Annotated in this window: 13 protein-coding genes, 1 pseudogene and 1 riboswitch; of the genes and pseudogenes, 8 read left to right on the forward strand and 6 right to left on the reverse strand. The window is 67.5% G+C overall.

Going from position 1 to position 23982, the window contains the following annotated elements; all coding sequences use genetic code 11:
• Positions 1-13: 13 nt before the first annotated feature.
• From JX552_RS14160 to JX552_RS14170, 3 genes and pseudogenes are all read left to right on the forward strand, one after another.
• Complete coding sequence (locus tag JX552_RS14160; protein ID WP_205877972.1) at positions 14-6310, forward strand: type I polyketide synthase; 6297 nt, start codon at positions 14-16, stop codon at positions 6308-6310.
• Between the two features lie 7 nt (positions 6311-6317).
• Positions 6318-9326, forward strand: a complete 3009-nt coding sequence (locus tag JX552_RS14165) for a type I polyketide synthase (protein ID WP_205877973.1) — start codon at positions 6318-6320, stop codon at positions 9324-9326.
• Between the two features lie 150 nt (positions 9327-9476).
• Positions 9477-10541: pseudogene (locus tag JX552_RS14170) on the forward strand (type III polyketide synthase); the annotation flags it as partial.
• On the opposite strand, the gene JX552_RS14175 reads toward JX552_RS14170, so the two are convergent.
• Complete coding sequence (locus tag JX552_RS14175; protein WP_205878438.1) at positions 10524-11807, reverse strand: cytochrome P450; 1284 nt, start codon at positions 11805-11807, stop codon at positions 10524-10526. The pseudogene JX552_RS14170 and the gene JX552_RS14175 sit on opposite strands and share 18 nt — an antisense overlap.
• A gap of 5 nt (positions 11808-11812) precedes the next feature.
• Positions 11813-13588: an ABC-F family ATP-binding cassette domain-containing protein gene (locus JX552_RS14180; RefSeq protein WP_205877975.1), complete on the reverse strand. Its 1776-nt coding sequence runs from the start codon at positions 13586-13588 to the stop codon at positions 11813-11815.
• A 32-nt stretch (positions 13589-13620) separates the two neighbouring features.
• A riboswitch (cobalamin riboswitch) is annotated at positions 13621-13807 on the forward strand.
• Between the two features lie 111 nt (positions 13808-13918).
• Between JX552_RS14180 and JX552_RS14185 the strand changes: the two genes are divergently transcribed.
• The 3 genes from JX552_RS14185 to JX552_RS14195 all read left to right on the forward strand — a co-directional run bounded on the left by JX552_RS14185 (position 13919) and on the right by JX552_RS14195 (position 18945).
• Positions 13919-15586, forward strand: a complete 1668-nt coding sequence (locus JX552_RS14185) for a PPE family protein (protein WP_205877976.1) — start codon at positions 13919-13921, stop codon at positions 15584-15586.
• 184 nt (positions 15587-15770) lie between these two features.
• Positions 15771-18758 carry an acyl-CoA synthetase gene (locus tag JX552_RS14190; protein ID WP_205877977.1) on the forward strand — a complete coding sequence of 996 codons (2988 nt, stop codon included), beginning with the start codon at positions 15771-15773 and terminating at the stop codon, positions 18756-18758.
• Complete coding sequence (locus JX552_RS14195) at positions 18751-18945, forward strand: Trm112 family protein (protein WP_205878439.1); 195 nt, start codon at positions 18751-18753, stop codon at positions 18943-18945. The genes JX552_RS14190 and JX552_RS14195 overlap by 8 nt, the downstream gene beginning before the upstream one ends.
• Here JX552_RS14195 and JX552_RS14200 read toward each other — a convergent pair.
• From JX552_RS14200 to JX552_RS14210, 3 genes are read right to left on the reverse strand one after another with little or no spacing between them, the layout of a single operon-like run.
• The gene (locus tag JX552_RS14200) at positions 18935-19543 is read right to left on the reverse strand and encodes a TetR/AcrR family transcriptional regulator (RefSeq protein ID WP_205877978.1); all 609 of its coding nucleotides are present in this window, start codon (positions 19541-19543) and stop codon (positions 18935-18937) included. The genes JX552_RS14195 and JX552_RS14200 overlap by 11 nt on opposite strands.
• A gap of 1 nt (position 19544) precedes the next feature.
• A complete protein-coding gene (locus JX552_RS14205) occupies positions 19545-20294 on the reverse strand; it encodes an ABC transporter permease (RefSeq protein ID WP_241011139.1) in 750 nt (249 codons plus the stop codon).
• A gap of 2 nt (positions 20295-20296) precedes the next feature.
• The gene (locus tag JX552_RS14210) at positions 20297-21049 is read right to left on the reverse strand and encodes an ABC transporter ATP-binding protein (protein WP_205877980.1); all 753 of its coding nucleotides are present in this window, start codon (positions 21047-21049) and stop codon (positions 20297-20299) included.
• A gap of 57 nt (positions 21050-21106) precedes the next feature.
• Between JX552_RS14210 and JX552_RS14215 the strand changes: the two genes are divergently transcribed.
• Positions 21107-21718: a DNA-3-methyladenine glycosylase gene (locus JX552_RS14215; RefSeq protein WP_205877981.1), complete on the forward strand. Its 612-nt coding sequence runs from the start codon at positions 21107-21109 to the stop codon at positions 21716-21718.
• On the opposite strand, the gene JX552_RS14220 is transcribed toward JX552_RS14215, so the two are convergent.
• Positions 21715-22593, reverse strand: a complete 879-nt coding sequence (locus tag JX552_RS14220) for a bile acid:sodium symporter family protein (protein ID WP_205877982.1) — start codon at positions 22591-22593, stop codon at positions 21715-21717. The two genes, JX552_RS14215 and JX552_RS14220, sit on opposite strands and share 4 nt — an antisense overlap.
• A gap of 106 nt (positions 22594-22699) precedes the next feature.
• Here JX552_RS14220 and tyrS point away from each other — a divergent pair, with 106 nt between their 5' ends.
• Positions 22700-23980, forward strand: a complete 1281-nt coding sequence (gene tyrS, locus JX552_RS14225; RefSeq protein ID WP_205877983.1) for a tyrosine--tRNA ligase — start codon at positions 22700-22702, stop codon at positions 23978-23980.
• Positions 23981-23982: the final 2 nt, after the last annotated feature.

The raw sequence follows: 23982 nt of genomic DNA on the forward strand, positions 1-23982 counted from the left end.
CCAAGGAACATCAGTGGACGCCACCAAGCAGGTTGACTACCTGAAGCGCCTCACCGCCGATCTGCGCCGCACCCGTCGTCGCCTGGCCGAGCTGGAGGACAAGCTCTCCGAGCCGGTCGCCGTGGTGGGTATGAGTTGCCGCTATCCCGGTGGTGTGGATTCGCCGGAAGCGTTGTGGCAGTTATTGATCGATGGTCGCGATGGTGTGTCCGACTTTCCGGCGGACCGGGGCTGGGACATCGACGGAATGTATGACCCCGATCCGGATGCGCTCGGCAAGACCTACACGCGCCGGGGCAGCTTCCTGTGCGACGCCGGTGACTTCGATGCCGGATTCTTCGGCATCGGACCCAATGAGGCTCTCGCGATGGATCCGCAGCAGCGTGTGCTGCTCGAGGTCTCGTGGGAGGCGTTGGAGCGCGCGGGCATCGATCCGGCCACGTTGCGAGGCACCGCAACCGGGGTATTCGCCGGGGTGATCCACGCCGGCTACGGCGGTGAAGTCAAGGGCGAGTTGGAAGGTTACGGCCTGACCGGGTCCACGCTGAGTGTGGCGTCGGGTCGGGTGGCCTACGTGCTGGGGTTGGAGGGCCCGGCGTTATCGGTGGATACGGCGTGCTCGTCCTCACTGGTGGCGCTGCATCTGGCCGCGCAGTCGCTGCGTTCCGGCGAATGCGATCTGGCGCTGGTGGGTGGGGTGACGGTGATGGCCACCCCCGGGGGATTCGTGGAATTCAGCCGGCAGCGGGCGTTGGCCGCCGACGGTCGCTGCAAGGCGTATGCGGCCGGGGCAGACGGCACCTCGTGGGCCGAAGGAGCGGGCGTGCTGGTGGTGGAGCGGCTGGCCGATGCGCAACGGCTGGGTCACGAGGTGCTGGCGGTGGTGCGCGGGTCGGCGGTGAATCAGGACGGCGCCTCCAACGGCCTGACCGCGCCGAACGGACCGTCGCAGCAGCGGGTGATCCGGGCAGCGTTGGCCAGCGCGCGTCTGCGGGTAGCCGACGTCGATGTGGTCGAAGGTCACGGAACCGGCACCATGTTAGGCGATCCGATTGAGGCGCAGGCGATCTTGGCGACCTATGGCCAGGACCGGGAAGAGCCGCTCTGGCTGGGATCGATCAAGTCCAATCTCGGTCACTCGTCGGCGGCGGCCGGGGTGGCCGGCGTGATCAAGATGATCCTGGCCATGCAGCACGGGGTGATGCCGAAAACGCTGCACGTGGATGCGCCGACCCCGCACGTGGACTGGTCGGCGGGCGCGGTGTCGTTGCTGACCGCGTCGCGGCCCTGGGCGGTGCCCGGACGGCCACGGCGGGCCGGAGTGTCTTCGTTCGGGATCAGCGGCACCAACGCCCATGTCATCCTCGAGCAGGCTCCGGCGCCGGAAGTCGTTGCGGTAGAACCGCACACCGGTCCTGTTCCCTGGGTGCTGTCGGCACGGTCGCCGGCCGCCCTGGCCAATCAGGCGGAGCGGTTGGCGGCGTGCATGCGCTCCAATCCCGACCTGCGTCCGTTGGACGTGGGCTGGTCATTGGTGAGCACACGGTCGCTGTTCGAGCACCGTGCCGTGGTGGTGGGCACCGACCGCGCGCAATTCCTCGAGGCGCTAGCCGGGGTGGCCGCAGGCGAGCCGGCCGGACAAGTCGCCGTGGGCCGCACCCGTTCGGTGGGTCAGACGGTATTCGTGTTCCCCGGCCAGGGCGCGCAGTATCTCGACATGGGCCGTGCGCTCTATGAGCGGTTCCCTGTTTTCGCCAAGGCCTTCGACGCGGCGACCGATGCGATGAACGGGCACCTCAGAATGCCGTTGCAGCAGGTGGTCTGGGGCGCCGACGCGGCGCTGCTGGAAAGCACGGAGTTCGCCCAGCCGGCATTGTTCGCCGTGGAGGTGGCATTGGCGGCACTGCTGCAGTCCTGGGGGGTGCTGCCGGACCTGGTGCTCGGACATTCGGTTGGTGAGATCGCGGCCGCACACGTGGCGGGCGTGTTCTCACTCGAGGATGCGGCGCGACTGGTCGCGGCCCGCGGCCGCTTGATGGCCGGGCTACCGGCCGGTGGCGTCATGGTCGCGGTGGCGGCTACGGAGACGGAGGCGGTCGCCGAGCTGCGTCCCGGCGCCGCCGTCGCAGCAGTGAATGCTTCCGACTCGGTGGTGATTTCGGGTGAGCAGAAAGCCGTTGAGGCGACAGTGCAGGCGCTGGCTGCCGGTGGCCGGCGCGTGCACCGGCTGGCTGTCTCCCACGCGTTCCATTCGGCGTTGATGGAACCCATGCTCACCGAGTTCGCGGCGGCCCTTGCCGGGATGGTCGGGTCAGAACCGCGGATCAGCCTGGTGTCCAACGTGACCGGTCAACTGGCCGGCCCCGGCTACGGCTCCGCCGGCTACTGGGCCGAGCACGTGCGTCAACCCGTGCGCTTCGCCGACAGCGTGCGACTGGCGGAGTCGTTGGGCGCCAAAGTGTTCATCGAAGTTGGGCCCAGCGGCGGACTGATGGCGTTGGTCGAGCGGTCGCTTGCCGTTGAGCCGGTATCGGCCACCTTGATGGCCAAAGACCGTGCCGAGGTCGACTCGCTGCTGATGGCGCTCGGCCGGTTGTCCACCGCCGGCGTAGCCGTGCAATGGTGCGAGGCGTTCGCCGGTCTGGGAGCTCAACGAGTTGCCTTGCCGACCTACGGGTTCGACCGCCAGCACTTCTGGCTGGCGGAGCTGGGGGTGGGGCCGACCCAGTTGGCCACCGTCGGTCTAGCCGGAAGCGGCCATCCGCTGCTCGGTGTCGTGGTGGAACGGCCGGACGTCGGTGGTGTGGTGTTGAGCGGCGCGCTCTCGCCCGCGGTTCAGGGCTGGCTGGCCGATCACGTCGTCGGCGGGGTGCCGCTCTTTCCGGGTGCCGGTTTCGTCGAACTGGTGTTGCGGGCCGGCGACGAGGCCGGCGCCCCGGTCATCGAGGAGCTGACTCTGCTGGCACCCTTGGTGCTACCGGCCACCGGTGGCGTCCCGGTGCAGGTCGTCGTTGCGGCCGCGGACGACACCGGACGACACGGCGTCTGGGTCTACTCGGCTGCCACGGGCGGTGATTCGTGGTTGTTGCACGCCGAGGGCGTCCTGGGGCCCGGCGGCATCCGCGGCGGGGCGGATTTGTCGGCGTGGCCTCCGGTTGGCGCGAAGCCGGTCGACGTTTCGGGTGTGTACGAGCAGCTGGCCGGGCGCGGCTACGGTTACGGGCGGGCGTTCCAGGGTGTGCGGGCGGTGTGGCGGCGTGGGCGGGAGGTTTACGCCGAAGTGGCCGCGCCCGAAGGTGTGAACGTGCGGCGCTTCGGAATTCACCCTGCCGTACTGGATGCGGCATTGCACCCCTGGGGATTCGTTGAGGGGGGCGATCGGTTGGCGTTGCCGTTCTCCTGGCAAGGGGTGACACTGCACGCCGCGGGTTCGGCACGGCTGCGAGTTCGGCTGGCGCCCACCGGCGCGGGCTCGGTGTCGGTCGAGCTGGCCGATTCCGCGGGTCTGCCGGTGTTGTCCGTGCGTGAGTTGGTGGTCCGGGAGGTTTCCGAGCAGGCGTTGCTGGCTGCGGCGCCGGTGGGCGCGAAACCGGGCGGCGGACTACTCGAAGTGGTGTGGAAGTCGTTGCAGCACGACGGTGCGGATCCCGTTGGAGTGAAGGCGATCTGGGCGCTGCGTTCCGATGCCCAGCTGCCCGAGGCGGTGTCCGGTGCCGTCCACGAGGCGGTGCGGGTACTGCGGGATCATCTCGGCTCTGACGGGGTGCTGGCCGTCGTGACGCGCGGCGCGGTAGCGCCGGTCAACGAGGCGGTGTCGGATTTGGCGGGCGCGGCGGTGTGGGGCCTGGTGCGCTCCGCTCAGGCCGAGCATCCGGGGCGGATCGTGTTGATCGATTCCGATGATTCGCTCTCGGTCGAGGAGGCGCTGCGGCATCGGGAGCCACAACTAGTGGTGCGGTCGGGCACGGTTTACGGCGCCCGACTGGTGCGCGCGTCGTCGTCGGTGCTGGAGCTGCCGGAAGGCATGTGGCGGTTGGCCGCCGGCCCCGGCGGCACGTTGGAGGAGCTGGCCGCCCGGCGTTGCGAGCGGCCGGAATTGGGCCCTGGGCAGGTCCGGGTGGCCGTCGGGGCGGTAGGCGTCAATTTCCGCGATGTGATGCTCGCACTGGGCATGTATCCCGGGTCCGGGGACCTGGGCGTCGAAGGTGCCGGGGTGGTGGTTGAGGTCGGCGCCGGCGTGACCGAATTGACGGTCGGCGACGCCGTCATGGGCCAATTGGGTGCGGCGGCTTCCGAAGCGGTCGTGGATCAGCGGATAGTGACCGCGGTGCCGGCGGGTTGGTCGTTGGCCACCGCCGCCAGCGTGCCGGTGGTGTTCCTGACGGCGCTGTACGGCCTGTCGGTGCTGGGTCGACTCCGGGCCGGGGAGCGGGTGCTGATCCATGCCGGCGCCGGAGGGGTGGGCATGGCTGCGATCCAGTTGGCGCGACACTGGGGGTGTGACGTTTTCGCCACGGCCAGCCGTGGCAAATGGGATGCGTTGCGGGCCATGGGTTTCGACGATGAACACATCGGTGATTCCCGGACGCTGGAGTTCGAGGACAAGTTCCGGGCGGTCACGCGCGGCGCGGGGATGGACGTGGTGCTCAACTCGCTGGCCGGCGAGTTCCTGGACGCGTCGTTGCGGCTGACCGCCGCCGGCGGGCGTTTCCTCGAGATGGGCAAGACCGATGTACGCGACGCGCAAACCGTCGCCGAACAGCACCGCGGGGTTCGCTACCAGGCATTCGATCTGTTCGAGGCCGGACCGGATTTGATGGCGTCCATGTATGCCGAAGTCTTGGGCTTGATGGGCAACGGCTCGCTGAAACCGTTGCCCATCACGGCTTTCGATGTGCGACGCGTGCGGCAGGCGTACCGATTCGTCAGCCAGGCCCGCCACATCGGCAAGGTGGTGCTGACCGTGCCGAACGGTCCTGCCGGAGCGCAGTCGCCGCTGACCGGCGCCTCCGTCGTGATCAGCGGCGGTACCGGTATGGCCGGCGCGGCGGTGGCCCGCCATCTGGTGGACCGCTACGGAGTTGCGCACGTGGTGCTGGTGAGCCGGTCCGGCCTGCGGGCCGACGGTGCCGGTGAACTGGTGGCCGGTCTGCAACAGGCCGGGGCGCAGGTGACGGTCGCAGAGTGCGACATCACCGACCGGGCCGCGGTGGCCGCAATGCTCAAGCAGATCCCGGACCACTTGCCCGTCAAGGGAGTGTTCCATGCAGCCGGTGTCACCGATGACACCGTCATCACCTCGCTGACGCCCGAGCGGCTCGACGCGGTCTTGCGCGTCAAAGTGGACGGTGCGTGGAATCTGCATGACCTCACCCGCGATGCGAATCTCGCTGCTTTCGTGACGTTCTCGTCGCTCGCCGGCATTGTGGGCAGTCCGGGTCAGGGCAACTACGCCGCAGCCAACGCCTTCCTGGACGGCCTGGCCGGCTATCGTCGCGCACAAGGCCTGCCAGCGAATTCGATCGCCTGGGGCTTGTGGGAAGAGTCGAGCGCGCTGACCCGCCACCTCGGTGAACGGGACCTTGCCCGGATGAGGCAGGTCGGCTTGTCGCCCCTACCCACCGAGCAGGCGCTCGCGCTGCTCGATGCCGTCCTGCTGGCCGACCAGCCGGTGGCTGTCGGCGCCCGACTGAACACCGCCGCGCTGACCAGCGAGGCTGAGCTGCCGCCGTTGTGGCATGACCTGGTCACCCGCCCGACCCGTCGAGTGGTCGATTCCGCCGACACCTCCGCCGCGGCCGGCGGCATCGTGGAGCGCCTGCACACGCTACCGCCCGAACAACGTCAGCGCGCGCTGACGGAGTTGATATCGACAAGTGCGGCAACGGTTTTAGGGCATAGTAGTGCCGTCGAGATCGACGGCCAGAAGGCCTTCCAGGAACTCGGATTCGACTCGCTGACCGCTGTGGAGTTACGCAACCGCCTCAAGGCCGCGACCGGCCTCACGCTCTCGCCCACCCTCATTTTCGACTACCCGACCCCGGCCGCACTGGCCGCGTATCTTGCGGGACAACTGGCCACCAGTGCGCCACCTCCCAGCGAGCAACCGAACCTGTTGGCCCGCTTCAACGACATCAGCGACGAACTCGACACCCTGGTCCACCAGCCCGAGTGGACCGCCGAAGAGCGGACTCAGATCACCACCCGGCTGCGCGGGCTCATCGCCGAGCTGACCGACACCGCCGGGGACGACACGACCACCGCCAAGAGTGGGCTGCAGGCCCTCCTCGACGACGACTTCACCCCGTAGGGCCGCCGTGCAACCGACGGACATCGCCATCATCGGTCTGGCGTGCCGATTCCCCGGGGCCGCGGGCCCGCGCGAATTCTGGGAGCTGCTGCGCGAAGGACGTGAGGTTACCGAACCGCTTGCGGCGGTCGCCGATTTCGACGCCGATTTCTTCAACGTGTCTCCCCGCGAGGCGCGTGCGATGGACCCGCGGCAACGACTGGCTCTGGAGCTGACGTGGGAGCTGTTCGAAGACGCGTCTCTGGTGCCGGATGCGCTGCGCGGTGAGCAGATCGCCGTCTACCTCGGAGCCATGAATGACGACTACACATTGCTGACGCTGTCCGGACATCAGGTGGACCACCACGCGTTCGCCGGCCTCAGCCGGGGAATGATTGCCAACCGGATCTCATACGTTTTCGGCCTGCGTGGTCCGAGTATGACCGTCGATTCCGGTCAGTCCTCGTCGCTGGTTGCGATTCACCAAGCTTGTGCGGGCCTGCGGGTGGGTGCGTTCGCCATGGCGGTCGCCGGTGGTGTCCATCTCAACCTGACGCCCGAAACCGCCTCGCTGGAAATGGAGTTCGGAGCACTGTCGCCTTCCGGACACACCTACGCGTTTGACCGGCGAGCCGACGGTTATGTCCGCGGCGAGGGGGCCGGTCTGGTCCTGCTGAAGCCACTCAGCGCGGCGGTGCGGGATGGCAACCGAATCCACGCCGTCATTTCCGGCAGCGCCGTCGGCAATGCCGGGTGCACGAGCGCCGGACTCACCGTGCCGTCGGCCGCCGCCCAGGCAGACGTCACTCGGCGCGCCCTGGCTGGCGCTGGTCTGGATCGCGCCGACATCGGCTACGTGGAAGCCCATGGAACAGGAACCGAAGTAGGCGACCCGGTGGAGGCCGAGGCTCTCGGCGCCGTTTTCGGCGGGGTTCAGCCGCTGGCGATCGGATCGGTCAAGACGAACATCGGTCACACCGGTGCGGCGGCCGGTGTCGCGGGCCTGATCAAGACGGTGCTTTCAATAGCGAACGGCGCTATGCCAGCAAGTCTCAACTTCATCGGCGCCGACATCGATCTGGCCGCACTGGGCTTGCGCGTCAACAGCTCTCTGACGCCGTGGGATATCGAGCCACGCCGCGCCGGGGTGTCGTCGTTCGGCATGGGCGGGACCAATGCGCACGTGATCGTCGAACAAGCTCCCGTCCCGGAACCGGCCACCGCAGCGCCGGTCGACCACGTGACCGTGCCGTGGGTGATCAGCGCCCGCTCAGCCCAAGCGCTCGCCAACCAGGCGGACCGTCTGGCTCGCCACGCTGAGAGCGGGATCGCCGATGTGGGTTGGTCATTGGCGACCACACGCACGCGATTCGAGTACCGGGCCGTCCTGGTCGGCTCCGACCGGGAGCAGCTGTCGGCGGCTGCGCGGGATTTGGCGGCCGGCGCGCCGGGGTCGGGTGTGGTGGTCGGCAGGACCGACGCGCCGGGCAGAACGGTCTTCGTGTTCCCCGGGCAAGGCTCGCAGTACCTGGGCATGGGCCGGCAGCTCTACCGCCGGTTCGCGGCGTTCGCGGCCGCGTTCGACGAGGTCGTCGATGCGGTGGATCCTTTTCTGAGAATGCCGCTGCGGCAGGTGATCTGGGGCGGCGACGAGGCGCTGCTGCAGAACACCGAATTCGCGCAGCCGGCCTTATTCGCGGTGCAGCTGGCGGTGGCCGCGCTGCTGCGTTCCTGGGGTGTGACACCCGATGTGTTGCTGGGTCATTCCGTCGGTGAGATCGCCGCCGCCCAGTTGGCCGGGGTGCTGCCACTTTCGCAGGCCGCGCGGCTGGTGGCTCTGCGTGGCCGGCTGATGGCCGGACTGCCCGCAGGCGGGGTGATGGTTGCGGCCGCGGTCGGCGAAGCCGAAGTGGCCCCGTTGCTGGGGGAGCGCGTCAGCCTGGCGGCGGTGAACGCGCCGGATTCCGTGGTGCTGTCCGGTCCGGAGGCCGCGGTCGGTGCGGTAGCGGAGCGCCTGGTGGCCCAGGGCCGGCGGGTACACCGGCTGGCGGTGTCGCACGCGTTCCACTCGGCGCTGATGGAGCCCATGCTCGAAGACTTCGTGACGGCCCTCGCCGGTCTGAAAGCCTCGAAGCCGCGAATCAACGTCATATCCAACGTCACTGGCGCGCTGGCCGGCACGGGATATGGGTCGGCGCAGTATTGGGCCGATCATGTGCGCGAAGCCGTGCAATTCGCCGCCGGGATGCACACCGCAGCGGCACTGGGCGGCGGAGTGTTCGTCGAACTGGGCCCGGCCGCCGGTTTGACCGCCGATCACGATGGCTCGGTGCCGACCTTGACCGAGGGCGCCGCCGAGCCGGATGCCGTGCTTACCGCGGCAGGGCGGATGTTCACCAGGGGAGTGGACGTCGATTGGTCCGCAACCTTCGACGGGCTGGGAGCGCGCCGCGTCGACCTGCCGACCTACGGTTTTGTGCGCCGACGGTTCTGGCTGGGCAGCCACGACGAAACCCCGGCTGCCAGCCTGGACGGCGAACGACTGCAAGACCTCGGTCCCCTAGATCGGCGTCGCCGACTCGTCGCGCTGGTGTGCCACCATGCCGCCGTCGTGCTGGGGCACACCGGCCAGGGTGACATCGAAGCCGGGCGGGCGTTCCAGGATCTCGGCTTCACCTCGATGAGCGGTGTTGAACTGCGTAATCGACTGAAAACGGAGGGCGCTCTGGCGGGATTACCGCTATCGCGCACCCTGATTTTCGACTATCCCACTCCAATCGCCCTGGCCGGTCATCTGGCGGAACAACTGTCGGGTACCTCCCGCGCCGAATCCCAGGAGGACGGGATTCGATCGTTACTCAACCGGATTCCAATCAGCGAGCTGCGCCGAACCGGATTACTCGACAAACTGCTGTTGTTGGCTGGTCAGTCGGAAAACACCATGTCAAGCGGCATCGACAGGGACGAGATTATCGACTCGCTGACCCCGGACGCGCTTATCGCGATGACGCTCGAACGCGACGATGATAATGGCTGACAACGGGTGCTGGGCACAAATATTTCTCACACGAATAAGACAGGTGTTGAATATCCCCGTCTTTGCGGGGTTGCGAAAAGCGCACTAAACTCCAGTTTTTAATGAGTCTTTCGGGGTGGGCTATCCGACGAGCAACGGAATGAGGCAAGGTCAATGAGCGTCATCGCCGGGGTTTTCGGTGCGGTGCCACCACACCGATACAGCCAAAATGAGATCACCGATCTGTTCGTCGAGTTCCCTGGGCTGAAGGAGCACGAAGAGATAGTTCGGCGCCTGCACAAGTCGGCCAAGGTGAACAACCGCCACTTCGTGCTGCCACTGGAGCGCTATCCCTCGCTGAACGACTTCGGCGATGCCAACGAGATCTTCCTCGACAAGGCGGTTGATCTCGGCATTGAGGCGCTGATGGGCGCGCTGGACGAGGCGGGGCTGCAGCCGCAGGACATCGACATGATCGCCACCACCACGGTCACCGGTGTCGCGGTTCCGTCGCTGGACGCCCGGATCGCCGGACGGCTCGGACTGCGCCCTGACGTTCGCCGGATGCCGCTGTTCGGCCTCGGTTGTGTGGCCGGAGCGGCCGGTGTGGCCCGCCTGCATGACTACCTGCGCGGTGCCCCCGACGGCGTCGCGGTGCTGATCGCGGTCGAGTTGTGCTCGCTGACCTACCCCGCAGTCGAACCGACCGTCTCCGGGTTGATCGGAACGGCGTTGTTCGGTGACGGCGCCGCGGCGGTGGTCGCGGTCGGTGACCGTCGCGCCGAACAGATGCGGGCCAGCGGCCCCACCATCATCGATTCACGCAGCCGGCTGTACCCCAAATCCCTGGACATCATGGGCTGGGACGTCGGCTCCCACGGCCTGCAACTGCGGCTTTCCCCGGACCTGACCGACCTGATCGAAGCGCACCTGCCGGCCGACGTCGATGGGTTCCTCGCCCTGCACGACCTGACCCGCGACGACATCGGCACCTGGGTCAGTCATCCGGGTGGCCCCAAGGTGATCGATGCGATCACCAACTCCCTGGCGCTGGCGCCGGAAGCGCTCGAGCTGACCTGGCGGTCTCTCGGCGAGATCGGCAACTTGTCCTCGGCCTCGGTGCTGCACATCCTGCGCGACACCATCGAGAAGCGGCCGCCCAGCGGAAGTCCCGGTTTGATGCTGGCGATGGGACCCGGGTTCTGCGCCGAACTGGTGCTACTGCGCTGGCACTGACTCGAGGACGTCCACCGTCAGGCCGGGCCGGGGACTGAGTGCGGCGAAGTTCGCGGCCCGGATGCGCTGAGCCGGCAGCCGTAGGTCGGTTCTGGCGACCAGCCGGGCCAGCATCACCGTCATCTCGGTGATGGCCATCACCGAGCCGATGCACCGGTGCAGACCGCCGCTGAACGGGATGTACTCGTGCGGCGCGGGCTTGTCGTATCCGGGTGCGGCCGGGTCCCATCGTTGCGGACGGAATTCGGTTGGCTGGGGCCATAACTCGGGGATTCGGTGGGTGACGTAGGCGCTGAAGATGATCATCCGGCCGGTCGGGATCCGGCGGCCGTCGAACTGCAGCTCGCGCATCACCCGACGGGCTGAGATGACTCCCGGCGGGTACAGGCGAAGTGTTTCGTGCACAACGCCGTTGAGGTAGGTCAGTGCGGTAAGGTCCGTTGCGGTGGGCGCTGCACCGCCCAGCACCCGGCTCACCTCGGCGGCGGCGGTATCCCAGGCGCCCGGCCAGGTGAGCAGCGTATGGGTCGCCCAGGCGAGTGCGGCACTGGTGGTTTCATAGCCGGCGGCGATGAGCGAGACGATCTGATCGCGAATCTCGTTGTCCTGTAACGTCTGCCCTTCATCAGACCGCCCGTGCAGCAGCGTGGTCAGCATGCGGTCGTCCGGCCGTGGGTGGGCCCGGGCGTCGGCGATCTCGGCGTCCATGAACGCGTCGAGGCGCGAACGGGCCGCCATCGCTCGTCGCCAGCCGGGGGAGTTGACCAGCTGCTGCAGTCTTGTCACCTGAGGCAGGTGATGGGTCAGATCGAGCAGCGGCTGCATCTGCTCGCCCAAAAGATCCGAATGGGCGGCCATGCGCGAGCCGAACAGGCTTTCCGCCGTGCTGCGCCGCACCGCCGAGCGGAACTCCTGGTATATGTCCAGCCGTTGACCCGGACGCCAGCCGTCGATCATGCTGTCGACCGTGTCCACCATCGTCTGGATGTAGTCCTGAATCTGGCGGTGCCGCAATCCCGGGGCCACCACGCTGCGCCGGCGGCGGTGGTCTTCGCCGTCGCTGACGATCAACGCGGTCGGGCCATCGATGGGCACCAGATCCTCGAAGGTCTCCCGCCAGCTGAACGCATCGGCGTTGGCGAACACGAACCTGTTCGCCTCCGGCCCGAGCAGATAGACGAAACCGCGTCGTCCGATCCCGGCGTTGACCATCGGGCCTCGGCGCCGGTACGCCGCCAGCAACGCCTCACCGGGCGGATAGGACACCGGCTTCATTCCAGGACCTCCGACAACTCCAACCATTGCGCCTCGGCGGCGGCGACCTCATCCTCGAGTTCGCGCAATTGCTTCGTCAATCGGGTGATACCGAAGTGGTCGGACTGGTCGTGCTGGGCGAGTTCGGTGTGCTTGGCTTCGATCCGGTCGGTGAGCCGGGCCAGCTGGCGGTCGACGGAGGCCAGCTCCTTCTCGGCGGCGCGCCGCTGTGCCCCCGACATCGCTTGCTGCGATTGCGGTTTGGGTGCCGAGGGCCCGGAACTGGCCGACGATCGATTGGCCAGCGCCAGGTATTCGTCGATGCCACCGGGCAGGTGCCGCAATCGTCGGTCCACGATCGCGTACTGCTGATCGGTAACGCGCTCGAGCAGGTAACGGTCGTGCGAAACGACGATCAGGGTGCCGGCCCAGGAGTCCAGCAGGTCCTCGGTGGCGGTCAGCATGTCGGTGTCGACGTCGTTGGTCGGCTCGTCGAGCAGCAGCACATTCGGCTGCGACAGCAGCGTGAGCATCAGCTGCAGCCGGCGGCGCTGACCGCCGGACAGTTCCCCGACGCGCGCCGAGAGCTGTCCGCGGCCGAAGCCCAGCCGCTCCAGCAACTGCGTCGGCGTCATCTCGCGGCCCTCGACCTCGTAGCCGCTCTGCAACCGGCCGAGCACGTCGGCGATGCGCTCGCCGGCCAGCGCGGTCAGCTCGTCACCCTGCTGATCCAGGACCGCCAGGCGGACGGTCTTGCCGCGCTTCACCCGTCCGGTGTCGGGCTGGACGGTACCGGCGATCAGACCCAGCAGGGTGGACTTGCCCGCGCCGTTGGCCCCGACGATCCCGGTGCGTTCTCCCGGCGCGATCCGCCACTCCACGTCGCGCAGCACTTGGCGGCCGTTGTAGCAGACCGAGACGTCGAGCAGGTCGATGACGTCCTTGCCCAACCGGGCCGTTGCGAGCTTGGCCAGCTCGACGGTGTTGCGCAGCGGCGGCACGTCGGCGATCAACTGGTTGGCTGCCTCGATGCGGAACTTGGGCTTGGAGGTGCGCGCGGGGGCGCCGCGACGCAACCAGGCCAGCTCCTTGCGCATCAGGTTCTGTCGTTTGGCTTCCGACGCGGCAGCCTGCCGGTCGCGCTCGACCCGCTGTAGCACGTAGGCGGCGTAGCCGCCTTCGAACGGCTCGACGATGCCGTCGTGCACTTCCCAGGTCGCGGTCGCGACCTCGTCCAGAAACCACCGGTCGTGGGTGACGACCAGCAGCCCGCCGCTATTGCGCGCCCAGCGCTGCTTCAGGTGTCCCGCCAGCCAGGTGATGCCCTCGATGTCGAGGTGGTTGGTGGGTTCGTCGAGGGCGATCACGTCCCACTCGCCGATGAGCAACTGGGCCAGCTGCACCCGTCGGCGCTGACCCCCGCTGAGCGTGGAAACCGTTGCATCCCAGTCGATATCAGATACCAGCCCGGCGACGACGTCACGCACTTTGCCGTCGCCGGCCCACTGGTGCTCGGGTTGGTCGCCGACCAGCGACCAGCCGACGGTGTGGTCGGGATCCAGGCTGTCCGCCTGGGCCAGCGCGCTGACCCGCAGACCGCTGCGCTGGGTGACCCGCCCGGAGTCCGGCTGCAGCTCGCCAGTGAGCAGGCCCAGCAGGCTGGACTTGCCGTCGCCGTTGCGGCCGACGATGCCGATGCGCGCGCCGTCGTTGACGCCGAGGGTGACCGATTCGAAGATCACCTGGGTCGGATACGCCAGGTGGACGGCCTCGGCTCCGAGCAGATGTGCCACTGGACTGAGGCTACCGGCCGCCTGGTCCGCTACCGACGCGGCCGTGGGGATGCGACAATGCACCGGTTAGGCAATGACGATGCAGGAAGCCGGTGTGAAACCGGCGCGGTCCCGCCACTGTAATCGGGGAGCGACCCTCATACGCCACGGCGAATAGCTGGAAGGCGAGGCGAGCGTTGATCCGAGAGCCAGGATACTCGCGTCATCGCGTCCTGCGACCCGGGGCGGTGTACCCCGAGAGAGCGATCGTCGTCCGATGTCTACTCGGCTTCTTTTGTGTGATTTTTCAACGCTGACAACATTTTCCGTCTTCGGCCGGGTGGTCGTGCAATGACCGCCCCGATCTGGATGGCCGCACCGCCGGAGGTGCACTCGGCGCTGCTCAGTAGCGGCCCCGGCGCTGGCCCGCTCTTGGCCGGGGCGGCGGCCTGGAGTTCGCTGAGCGCCAGCTATGCGGAAACGGCCCAGGATCTGGCCGCGGTGCTGGCGGCCGTAGCGGCCGGTGACTGGACCGGCCCGACCGCCCAGGCATACGCGGCCGCCCATCTGCCGTCTCTGGCATGGCTGCATCAGGCGTCGGCTGACAGCGCCGCGCAGGCTGCCCGGCAGGAGACCGCGGCCACTGCCTGGACCGCCGCGCTGGCCGCAATGCCCACGCTGGCGGAGCTGGCCGCCAACCATGCCGCCCACGCCGCCTTGATCACGACGAATTTCTTTGGCATCAATACGATTCCGATTGCGCTGAACGAGGCCGACTACGTGCGGATGTGGATCCAGGCCGCGACCACGATGAGCACCTATCAGGACGTGGCCGCGGCCGCGGTGTACACCGCGACCCCGCCCGCGGCGGCGCCTGAGATCGTTACCACCGGCGCCCTGGCCGCCGCCGACGATCTTCCGCCCGACCGGCAGAACGACTTCTATCAGTGGCTTACCGACATCGGATACATAGACTTCTACGACCGTTACATCCAGCCGCTGATCGACGCGCTGTCCAACGTTCCTTTCTTCCATGCGCTGTTCGGCGGATTCGATCCGTATCTGGTCATTCTCGGAAACCCGCTCAGTTACCTGAGTCCGTTCAATGTCGCGTTCGCCCTCGGCTATCCGATGGATATCGGTACCTACATCCTGTTGCTGTCGCAGATGTTCTCGTTCGTTGCGCTGGATCTCACCGCGGCGTTCGCCTCGGGCAATCCCACGACCATCGGGTTCACCATCCTGTTCGTCACCGTCGAAATCATCGGCACCGTCATCACCGACACCATCGCTCTGCTGAAGACGCTGCTCGAACAGACCGTCGTGCTGTTGGCGGTAGTGGTGCCGTTGCTGACCGCTCCATTGGCGCCGTTGGCGGCAGGCGCGGTGCTGGCGCCGATCGGCGTCAAGGGGCTGGTCGCCCTGGCCGCTACCCCGGCCGCGCCGCCCACGGCGCCGCCGGTCACCCCGCCGCTGGCGGCCCTGGCTCCGACGGTGCCGGCCCCCACGTACTCGCCGGCCCCGGCCGAGGTGACCGGGTCGGCTCCGACGCCCGGGGCGACCCCACCGACCGCGGCGCCACCGACTTTCGCCAGTACCGGAGTGGGTCTGGGTTTGGGAGCCGGCATGGAGAGCTTCGGCTATGTGGTGGGTGACCTGTGGTCGGTGTCCCGCGAGGCGGCGGGCTCGGGTGCTCGCAGGAAGGCGCCGGAACCCGGCGGCGCCGAGGCGCCCACAGCTGCGGCGGCGCCCCAGGAACCGACTGGCGCGCCGAAGCGACGGCGGGCCAAGCTCAGGCAGCCGGGTCGGGGCTACGAGTACATGGAGTACATGGATCCGGAGCCAGAGGTGTCCGCGTCGGGAAAGGGCGCGACGAGAATGGGCTTCACCGGAACTGCGTCGCAGGTGCAATCTGCTGCGGCCGCGGGCCTCAGAACGCTGGCCAAGGACGAGTTCGGGATCGGGCCGCGCGTACCACTGCTGCCGGGGATGTGGGAAGCCGACCAGGACGCGGGGTAATCGAGCACACGCGTCGACGTTTCCGCGATCGTCAAACCCGCTGTCACGCTTGGCGACTCAATATGGCCAGGTCGGGCGACCAGGGGCGCCCGCCGGCAAACACCGTGACCCAGACCACACCTCTCGGTCGATGTGCCATGATGTCCTCGCTGGTCAAGGCCGACGTCAGGAGCATTGAGGAGCAGTGGTGGATCTCAATTTGTCGATGGTCACGCGACCGGTCGAGCGGCTGGTAGCCACCGCTCAGAACGGTCTGGAGGTGCTCCGCCTGGGCGGGCTGGAGACGGGCAGCGTCCCGTCGCCGTCCCAGGTCGTCGAGAGCGTGCCGATGTACAAGCTGCGACGATACTTCCCGCCGGACAACCGGCCCGGCCAGCCGCCGGTGGGCCCGCCGGTGCTTATGGTGCACCCGATGATGATGTCCGCCGACATGTGGGATGTCACCAGGGAGGACGGCGCGGTCGGCATCTTGCACGCCAGCGGGCTGGACCCGTGGGTCATCGACTTCGGTTCCCCGGACAAGGTCGAAGGTGGGATGCAGCGCACCCTGGCCGACCACATCGTCGCGCTGGATCAGGCCATCGACACCGTCAAAGACGCCGCCGGCCAAGACGTGCACCTGGTCGGGTACTCCCAGGGCGGCATGTGGTGCTACCAGGTCGCGGCGTATCGGCGATCGAGAAACCTGGCCAGCATCGTTGCCTTCGGATCCCCGGTCGACACCCTGGCCGCACTACCCATGGGTATCCCGGCGAATATCGCCCCCGGCGTCGCCGACTTCATGGCCGACCACGTGTTCAACCGGCTCAATATCCCAAGCTGGATGGCCCGCACCGGTTTTCAGATGATGGACCCGATCAAGACGGCTCAGGCCCGGATCGACTTCGTGCGTCAGCTACACGACCGCGAGGCGTTGCTGCCACGGGAACAGCAGCGCAGATTCCTCGAGCGGGAGGGCTGGATCGCCTGGTCCGGCCCGGCCATCTCGGAGCTGCTCAAGCAGTTCATCGCGCACAACCGGATGATGACGGGTGGTTTCGCGATCAACGGTCAGATGGTGACGCTGACCGACATCACCTGTCCGATTCTGGCCTTCGTCGGTGAGGTCGACGACATCGGCCAGCCCGCCTCGGTGCGCGGCATCCGGCGGGCTGCGCCCAACACCGAAGTCTACGAATGTCTTATTCGGACAGGGCATTTCGGTTTGGTGGTGGGATCCCGGGCCGCGTTGCAGAGCTGGCCCACCGTTGCCGAATGGGTGCGGTGGATCTCCAGCGAAGGCGACAAGCCGGCCAGCATCAGCCTGATGGTCGAGCAGTCTGAGGAACACAACGACAGCGGGGTGGCGTTTAGCTCCCGCATCGCCCACGGCCTCGGCGAGGTCTCCGAGGCGGCGCTCGCGCTGGCCCGCGGCGCGGCAGACGCCGTCGTCGCGGCCAACCGCTCCATGCGCACCCTGGCCGTCGAGACCGTACGTACCCTGCCGCGGCTGGCGCGGCTGGGACAGCTCAACGACCACACCCGAATCTCGTTGGGCCGCATCATCGACGAGCAGGCCCGTGACGCCCCGCAGGGGGAGTTCCTGCTGTTCGACGGCCGCGTGCACACCTACGAGGCGGTCAACAAGCGCATCAACAACGTGGTCCGCGGCCTGATCGAGGTCGGGGTGCGCCAGGGCGACCGGGTGGGCATTCTGATGGCGACCCGTCCCAGCGCACTGGTCGCGATCGCCGCGCTGTCCCGGCTGGGTGGCGTGGCCGTGCTGATGCGCGAGGACGTCGACCTGGCCGCGCAGGTCCGGCTCGGAGGGGTCAGCGAGATCCTGACCGACCCCACCAATCTGGAAGCGGCGCGCCAACTTCCGGGTCAGATACTGGTGCTGGGCGGCGGCGAGTCGCGTGATCTGCATCTGCCGGACGACGCGGACGTCATCGACATGGAACAGATCGACCCCGACGCGGTGCAATTGCCCGCCTGGTACCGAGCCAACCCCGGATTCGCGCGCGACCTGGCGTTCATCGCGTTCAGTGCGGCCGGCGGGGAACTGGTGGCCAAGCAGATCACCAATTTCCGCTGGGCTCTGTCGGCGTTCGGCACCGCGTCGACGGCCGCGTTGGACCGCAAGGACACCGTGTACTGCCTCACGCCGCTGCACCACGAGTCGGCACTGCTGGTGAGCCTCGGTGGGGCGGTGGTCGGCGGAACCCGCATCGCGCTGTCGCGCAGCTTGCGCCCGGATCGCTTCGTCGCCGAGATCCGCCAGTACGGCGTCACGGTGGTGTCCTACACATGGGCCATGCTGCGTGACGTGGTCGACGACCCGGAGTTCGGATTGCACGGTAATCATCCGGTCCGGCTGTTCATCGGTTCGGGTATGCCGACCGGACTGTGGGAACGGGTCGTCGATGCATTCGCGCCGGCGCACGTCGTGGAGTTCTTCGCCACCACCGACGGCCAGGCCGTGCTGGCCAACGTGTCGGGTGCCAAGGTCGGCAGCAAGGGCCGTCCGTTGCCCGGTGCCGGACGGGTGGAACTCGGAGCCTACGACCCCGAGAACGACCTGATCCTGGAGAACGACGACGGCTTCGTTCAGGTGGCCGCCACCAATCAGATCGGTGTCCTGCTCGCTCAGTCGCGCGGCCCGATCGACCCGACCGCATCGGTCAAACGTGGTGTCTTCGCTCCCGCCGACACCTGGATCTCCACCGAGTACCTGTTCCGCCGCGACGAAGACGGCGACTTCTGGTTGGCCGGCCGGCGCGGCGCGGTGATTCGCACGGTACGAGGCATGGTGTACGCCGAGCCCGTCGTCGACGCGCTGGGACTGATCAACGGCGTCGATTTGGCGGTGACCTACGGGGTCGCCGCAGGTGGCCGGGAATTGGCGGTTTCCGCCGTGACGCTGCGGCCCGGGGCGACGATCACGGCGGCCGATCTGACCGAGGCGGTGGAGAGCATGCCCGTCGGGCTTGGACCCGATATCGTGCACGTGGTGCCTAAGATGACGCTCAGCGCAACCTTCCGGCCCACGGTGAGTGCCCTGCGGGCGGCCGGAATCCCGAAGTCTGGGCGTCAGGCGTGGTACTTCGACGCCGCCACCCACGTGTTTCGCAAGCTGACCCCGGCGGCCCGTGCCGAGCTCAGCGGAAAGCAAGTCAATGCCGATGCTTGATGACACCCTGCTGAGCATCCTGGTGTGCCCGGCCGACCGCGGCCCGCTGCTGCTGGTGAACGACGGCCGGGAGCTGTACAACCCCAGGCTCCACCGCGCCTACCGCATCGACGACGGCATCCCGGTGCTGCTGGTGGACGAGGCCCGCGACGTCGACGACGAGGAGCACGCGCGGCTCACGGCGTGAGGCCCAGCGGTAGATCCCCGGTGAGATAGCGCTGCAGGTTCGGCGCGATGGTCTGCACGACTTGCTCGGTGGGCAGCGACGCGAACGGTTCGACCTTGATGACGTAGCGCGCCATCACCACGCCCATCAGTTGCGAAGCGACGAACTGGGTGCGCAGCTTGCCCGTTCCCGGCGGATCGTCGACGCGTGATCCCACGGCGCCGCCGACGATCTCCTGCAGAAACGAACGCGCCAGCCCCACATCGTCGCCCGAGATGAGCGAGCGCAGCGTGGCGATCAATCCCGCCCCCAGTTCGGAGTCCCACAGCGGCAGCAACAGCGACGGCAGCATGACGCCCAGGTCCTCCACGGGCGCTTCCAGCAGCGGCCGGATCACCTGCATGGGGTCGATCGGAAGGTGAATGGCCGCGGCGAACAGTTGCTCCTTGGTACCGAAGTAGTGGTGTACCAGGGCGGCGTCCACACCGGCTTGTCTTGCCACTGCGCGGATCGATGTCCGGTCGATGCCGTTGATCGCAAACAATTCTCGCGCACTTGTCAGGATGCGTTCTCGGGTGTCGGAGTTGCCCGCCGGCCGTCCCGGACGCCGGCCGGCCACGCTAGGGGGTCCTGCGCCGCAGTGTCGCCGCGGCCAGGCACAAGGATGCGAGGGCGAAGCTCAGCACGATCACCATGTCACGCACGGTAGTAGCCGTCAGTCCGGCATGCGCACCCACCTGCTGCAGTGCCTCGAGGGCATAGCTGGCCGGCATCGCGTTGCTGATCCAGTGCAGCCAGTCGGGCATGGCGTTGCGCGGCACGATCACCCCGGCCAGCAGCAATTGCGGAACCATCACCAGCGGAATGAACTGCACCGCCTGAAACTCGGTGCGGGCGAAGGCGCTGAACAACAATCCAAGGCCCACACCCAGAATCGCGTTGATGACCGCGATGGCGAACACCCACACCGGGCTACCTTCGGTGTGGAAGCCCAGAAACCAGAACGACACCACACACGCCACCACGGCCTGGGCGGCAGCGGCAATCGAGAATGCGGTGCCGTAGGCCAGCAGCAGATCGAGCCGGCGCAGTGGGGTGGTGAGGATGCGTTCCAATGTCCCCGAGGAGCGCTCACGCTGCATGGTGATCGACGTGATGATGAACATGACGAACAACGGGAACAGGCCCAGCAGGACCAGGCAGGTGTTGTTGAACGGTGTCGGCATCCCCGGACGATGCGGGACGTTTTGAAACATGAAATACATCAACGTGATAACCACGATCGGCACCACCAGAATCATGGCCACGCTGCGGTGGTCGGCGACCAGTTGTCGCAGAATCCGCACGGTGGTGGCCGTGTAGCCCTTGATCCCTATCCGGCTCGGAGCTCGGTGCTGCGCCGGATGATGGACAGAAACGCTTCCTCCAGTGACGTGCATGACGTGTCCTCTCGTAGTTGGTCAGGGGTGGTGTGAGCGACCAGACGCCCTTCCCGCATCAGCAGCAGGTCGCCGCAATGGTCGGCTTCGTCCATCACGTGACTGGACACGAGCAGCGTGGTACCGCTCTTCGCCAGGTCTCTGAATTGGGCCCAAAGGTCTACTCGCAGAACGGGATCCAGTCCCACGGTGGGTTCGTCGAGGATCAGCAACTCGGGCCCGCAGACCAGTGCGCAGGCCAGGGACACGCGGATGCGCTGGCCCCCGGACAGATTGCTGCAATAGGCCGTCCGGTGATCGGTCAGGCCCACCCGATCGATGGCGTCGTCGGCGGCCTGCGCGTCGTGTCCGTACAACGTGGCGAAATATTTGACGTTGTCGACCACCCGCAGGTCGTGGTAGATGGTCGGGTCCTGCGGTACATAGCCGACCCTCCGGCGCAATGCGGCGGACCCTGCAGGGCGGCCGAGGACGGTGACTGCTCCCGAGGTCACGATCTGCGTCCCGACGATGCTGCGCATCAGGGTTGTCTTGCCGCAGCCGGACGGGCCGAGCAGCCCGGTGATGCTGCCCCTTCGGATGTGGACCGAGACGTCCTGCAGCGCAAGTCGTTTACCGCGGGTGACCCGCAGATGCTCGATATTGATGGCCGTGCCAGCTAATTCATCAGATGATGAAGTCATCATGTGATGAATATTTGCCCCGCGCCCGACGGTTGTCAAGAGCCGGGCAGAATCGGTTCGGTGAGTGCCAGCGAACTGATGGTGGATCCGGTCGCGGCCGCGCGCCGGCTACTCGGAGCACGATTGAGCGCCAGGGGTGTTACGGCGTTGGTCGTCGAGGTCGAGGCCTACGGCGGAGTCCCCGACGGGCCCTGGCCAGACGCCGCGGCGCATTCCTACCGCGGTTTGCGCGAACGCAACGCCGTCATGTTCGGCCCGCCCGGGCGCCTCTACACCTACCGCAGCCACGGGATCCATGTCTGCGCCAACGTGGCATGCGGACCGGACGGCACCGCCGCCGCGGTGCTGTTACGGGCGTGCGTGATCGAGGATGGCACCGACGTGGCCCGGGCCCGGCGCGGGGCGGCGGTCCGCGGCAGCGCACTGGCCCGCGGGCCGGGAAACCTGTGCGCGGCACTCGGAATCACCATGGACGACAACGGAATTGATGTGTTCGACGCGCGGGGTCCGGTGACGCTGCAACTCGGGGCACCGTTGACGGCGACCGCAGGTCCGCGGGTAGGAGTCAGCCAGGCCGCAGACAGGCCGTGGCGGCTGTGGCTGGCCGGCCGGCCGGAAGTGTCCGCCTACCGGCGCAGCCCGAGAGCGCCGGCCCCGGGCGCCAGTGACTAGGTCTGCCGCCGCGCGGCAGCTCGATAGCCGGGATCCAGCCGTCGCACCAGGAACAGGAACGTCAGTGCGACCACCGGCGCGAGCACGCCGTACACCGCTGCTGGTGTGGCCATTTCGGCGTTGTCGAGCAATTGCGGGCTCAGCGCGATGCCGATGGCCACCACGGCGTTGTGCAAACCGATCTCCAGGCTCACCGCGACGGCCTGGCGTGGGGCCAGGCGCATCCAGCGGGGGGCGAGGTACCCGACCGTGAGACTGATCGTGCAGAAGATCACGACGGCCGCACTGAGCACCCCGAAGTTATTCATCAGGGTCGTCCTGCCGCCGGCGATTCCCGCGGCCAGGGCGACGACCAGCAGCACCGCCGCGGCGATCCGGACCGGCTTGTGCAGTCGCTGGGCCAGATCGGGGAAACTGTGCCGGACGGCCACGCCGGCAGCGGTGGGAATCAGCACCACCGCGAACACCCCGAAGAACTTGTCGAACTGCAGCGGGATAAAGCGCCCGTCACCCAGGAACCAGGTCATCGACAACGCCAGGATCGCCGGTATCGCGAAGATCGACAGCACGGCGTTGACCGCGGTGAGCGTGAGGTTGAGGGCCAGGTCCCCGCCCGCAAGATGGCTGAGGACATTGGCCAACAGCCCGCCCGGCGTGGCCGCCATCAACATCAGCCCGACCGCCAGGTTCGGCTGGAGATCAAGGGCTTCGGCGACCAGCAGACAAAGCAGCGGCAGCAGGACGGATTGGCACAACAGCGCCGCCAGCAGCGGGCGGCGCAACGTGGTCGCCCGCTGAAAGTCGGCCACCGTGAGGGTGAGGCCCAAGGCGAGCATGATCGCCACCACGACCAGCGGGAAGAAGCGGTTGTCCATGACCCTCCGCAAACTACCTGATGGCCGCTCGGGTGCCAGCGGCTGGAATCAGCCTGAACGCATCCGGTGCGCACCGACCGTCCACCGCCCTGGAAGGATCTCAGCCATGGGTGATGAGTCGTCCGAGATTCTCGACGAATTGGGCTGGCGTGGGCTGATCGCGCAGTCCACCGACCTCGACGCGCTGGCGGCCGAGGCGCAGCGAGGACCGCTGACCGTTTACGCCGGATTCGACCCGACTGCCGCGAGCCTGCACGCCGGACACCTGGTGCCGCTGCTGGCGCTGCGTCGTTTCCAGCGCGCCGGGCACCGGCCGATCGTCCTGGCCGGCGGGGCGACCGGGATGATCGGCGATCCGCGCGAGGTCGGTGAGCGCAGTCTGCAGGAGGCGGACACGGTCGCCGAATGGGCTGAGCGGATCCGGGGTCAGTTGGAGCGCTTCGTCGACTTCGACGATTCGCCGACAGGCGCGATCGTCGAGAACAACCTGGAATGGACCGGCGCACTGTCGGCCATCGAGTTCCTGCGTGACATCGGCAAGCACTTCTCGGTCAACGTCATGCTCGATCGGGACACCGTGCGGCGCCGCCTGGACGGGGAAGGCATCTCCTACACCGAGTTCAGTTACATGCTGTTGCAGGCCAACGATTTCGTCGAACTGCACCGCCGCCACGGCTGCGCGCTGCAGATCGGCGGATCGGATCAGTGGGGCAACATCATCGCCGGGGTCCGCCTGGTGCGCCAAAAGCTCGGCGCGGCAGTCCATGCGCTCACCGTGCCGCTGGTCACGTCGGCCGACGGCAAGAAATTCGGCAAGTCCACCGGTGGTGGCAGCCTGTGGCTGGACCCGCAGATGACCAGCCCGTACGCCTGGTACCAGTATTTCGTCAACACCGCCGACGCCGACGTGATCCGCTACCTGCGTTGGTTCACCTTTCTGTCCGCCGACGAACTCGCCGAACTGGAACAGGCCACTTCAGAACGCCCACAGCAGCGCGCCGCGCAACGCCGGCTCGCCACCGAGCTGACCGTGCTGGTGCATGGCGAGGCGGCCACTGAAGCCGTCCAGCACGCCAGCCGGGCGCTGTTCGGTCAGGGGGAGTTGGATCGACTGGACGAGCCGACGCTGTCATCGGCGTTGCGGGAGACGTCGGTGGCAGAGCTGAAACCGGGCGAGCCAGACGGAATCGTCGACCTGCTGGTGGCCACTGGTCTGTCCGAAAGCAGGAAAGCCGCGCGGCGGACCATCGGTGAGGGCGGCGTGTCGGTCAACAACATCCGCGTCAGCAGTGACGAATGGTCGCCGCAATCATCGGATTTCCTGCATGGGCGATGGCTGGTGCTACGCCGCGGCAAGCGCAACGTCGCGGGTGTGGAGAGGATCTAGCC

The sequence above is a fragment of the Mycobacterium gordonae genome (genome assembly GCF_017086405.1).
Classification (GTDB): domain Bacteria; phylum Actinomycetota; class Actinomycetes; order Mycobacteriales; family Mycobacteriaceae; genus Mycobacterium; species Mycobacterium gordonae_D.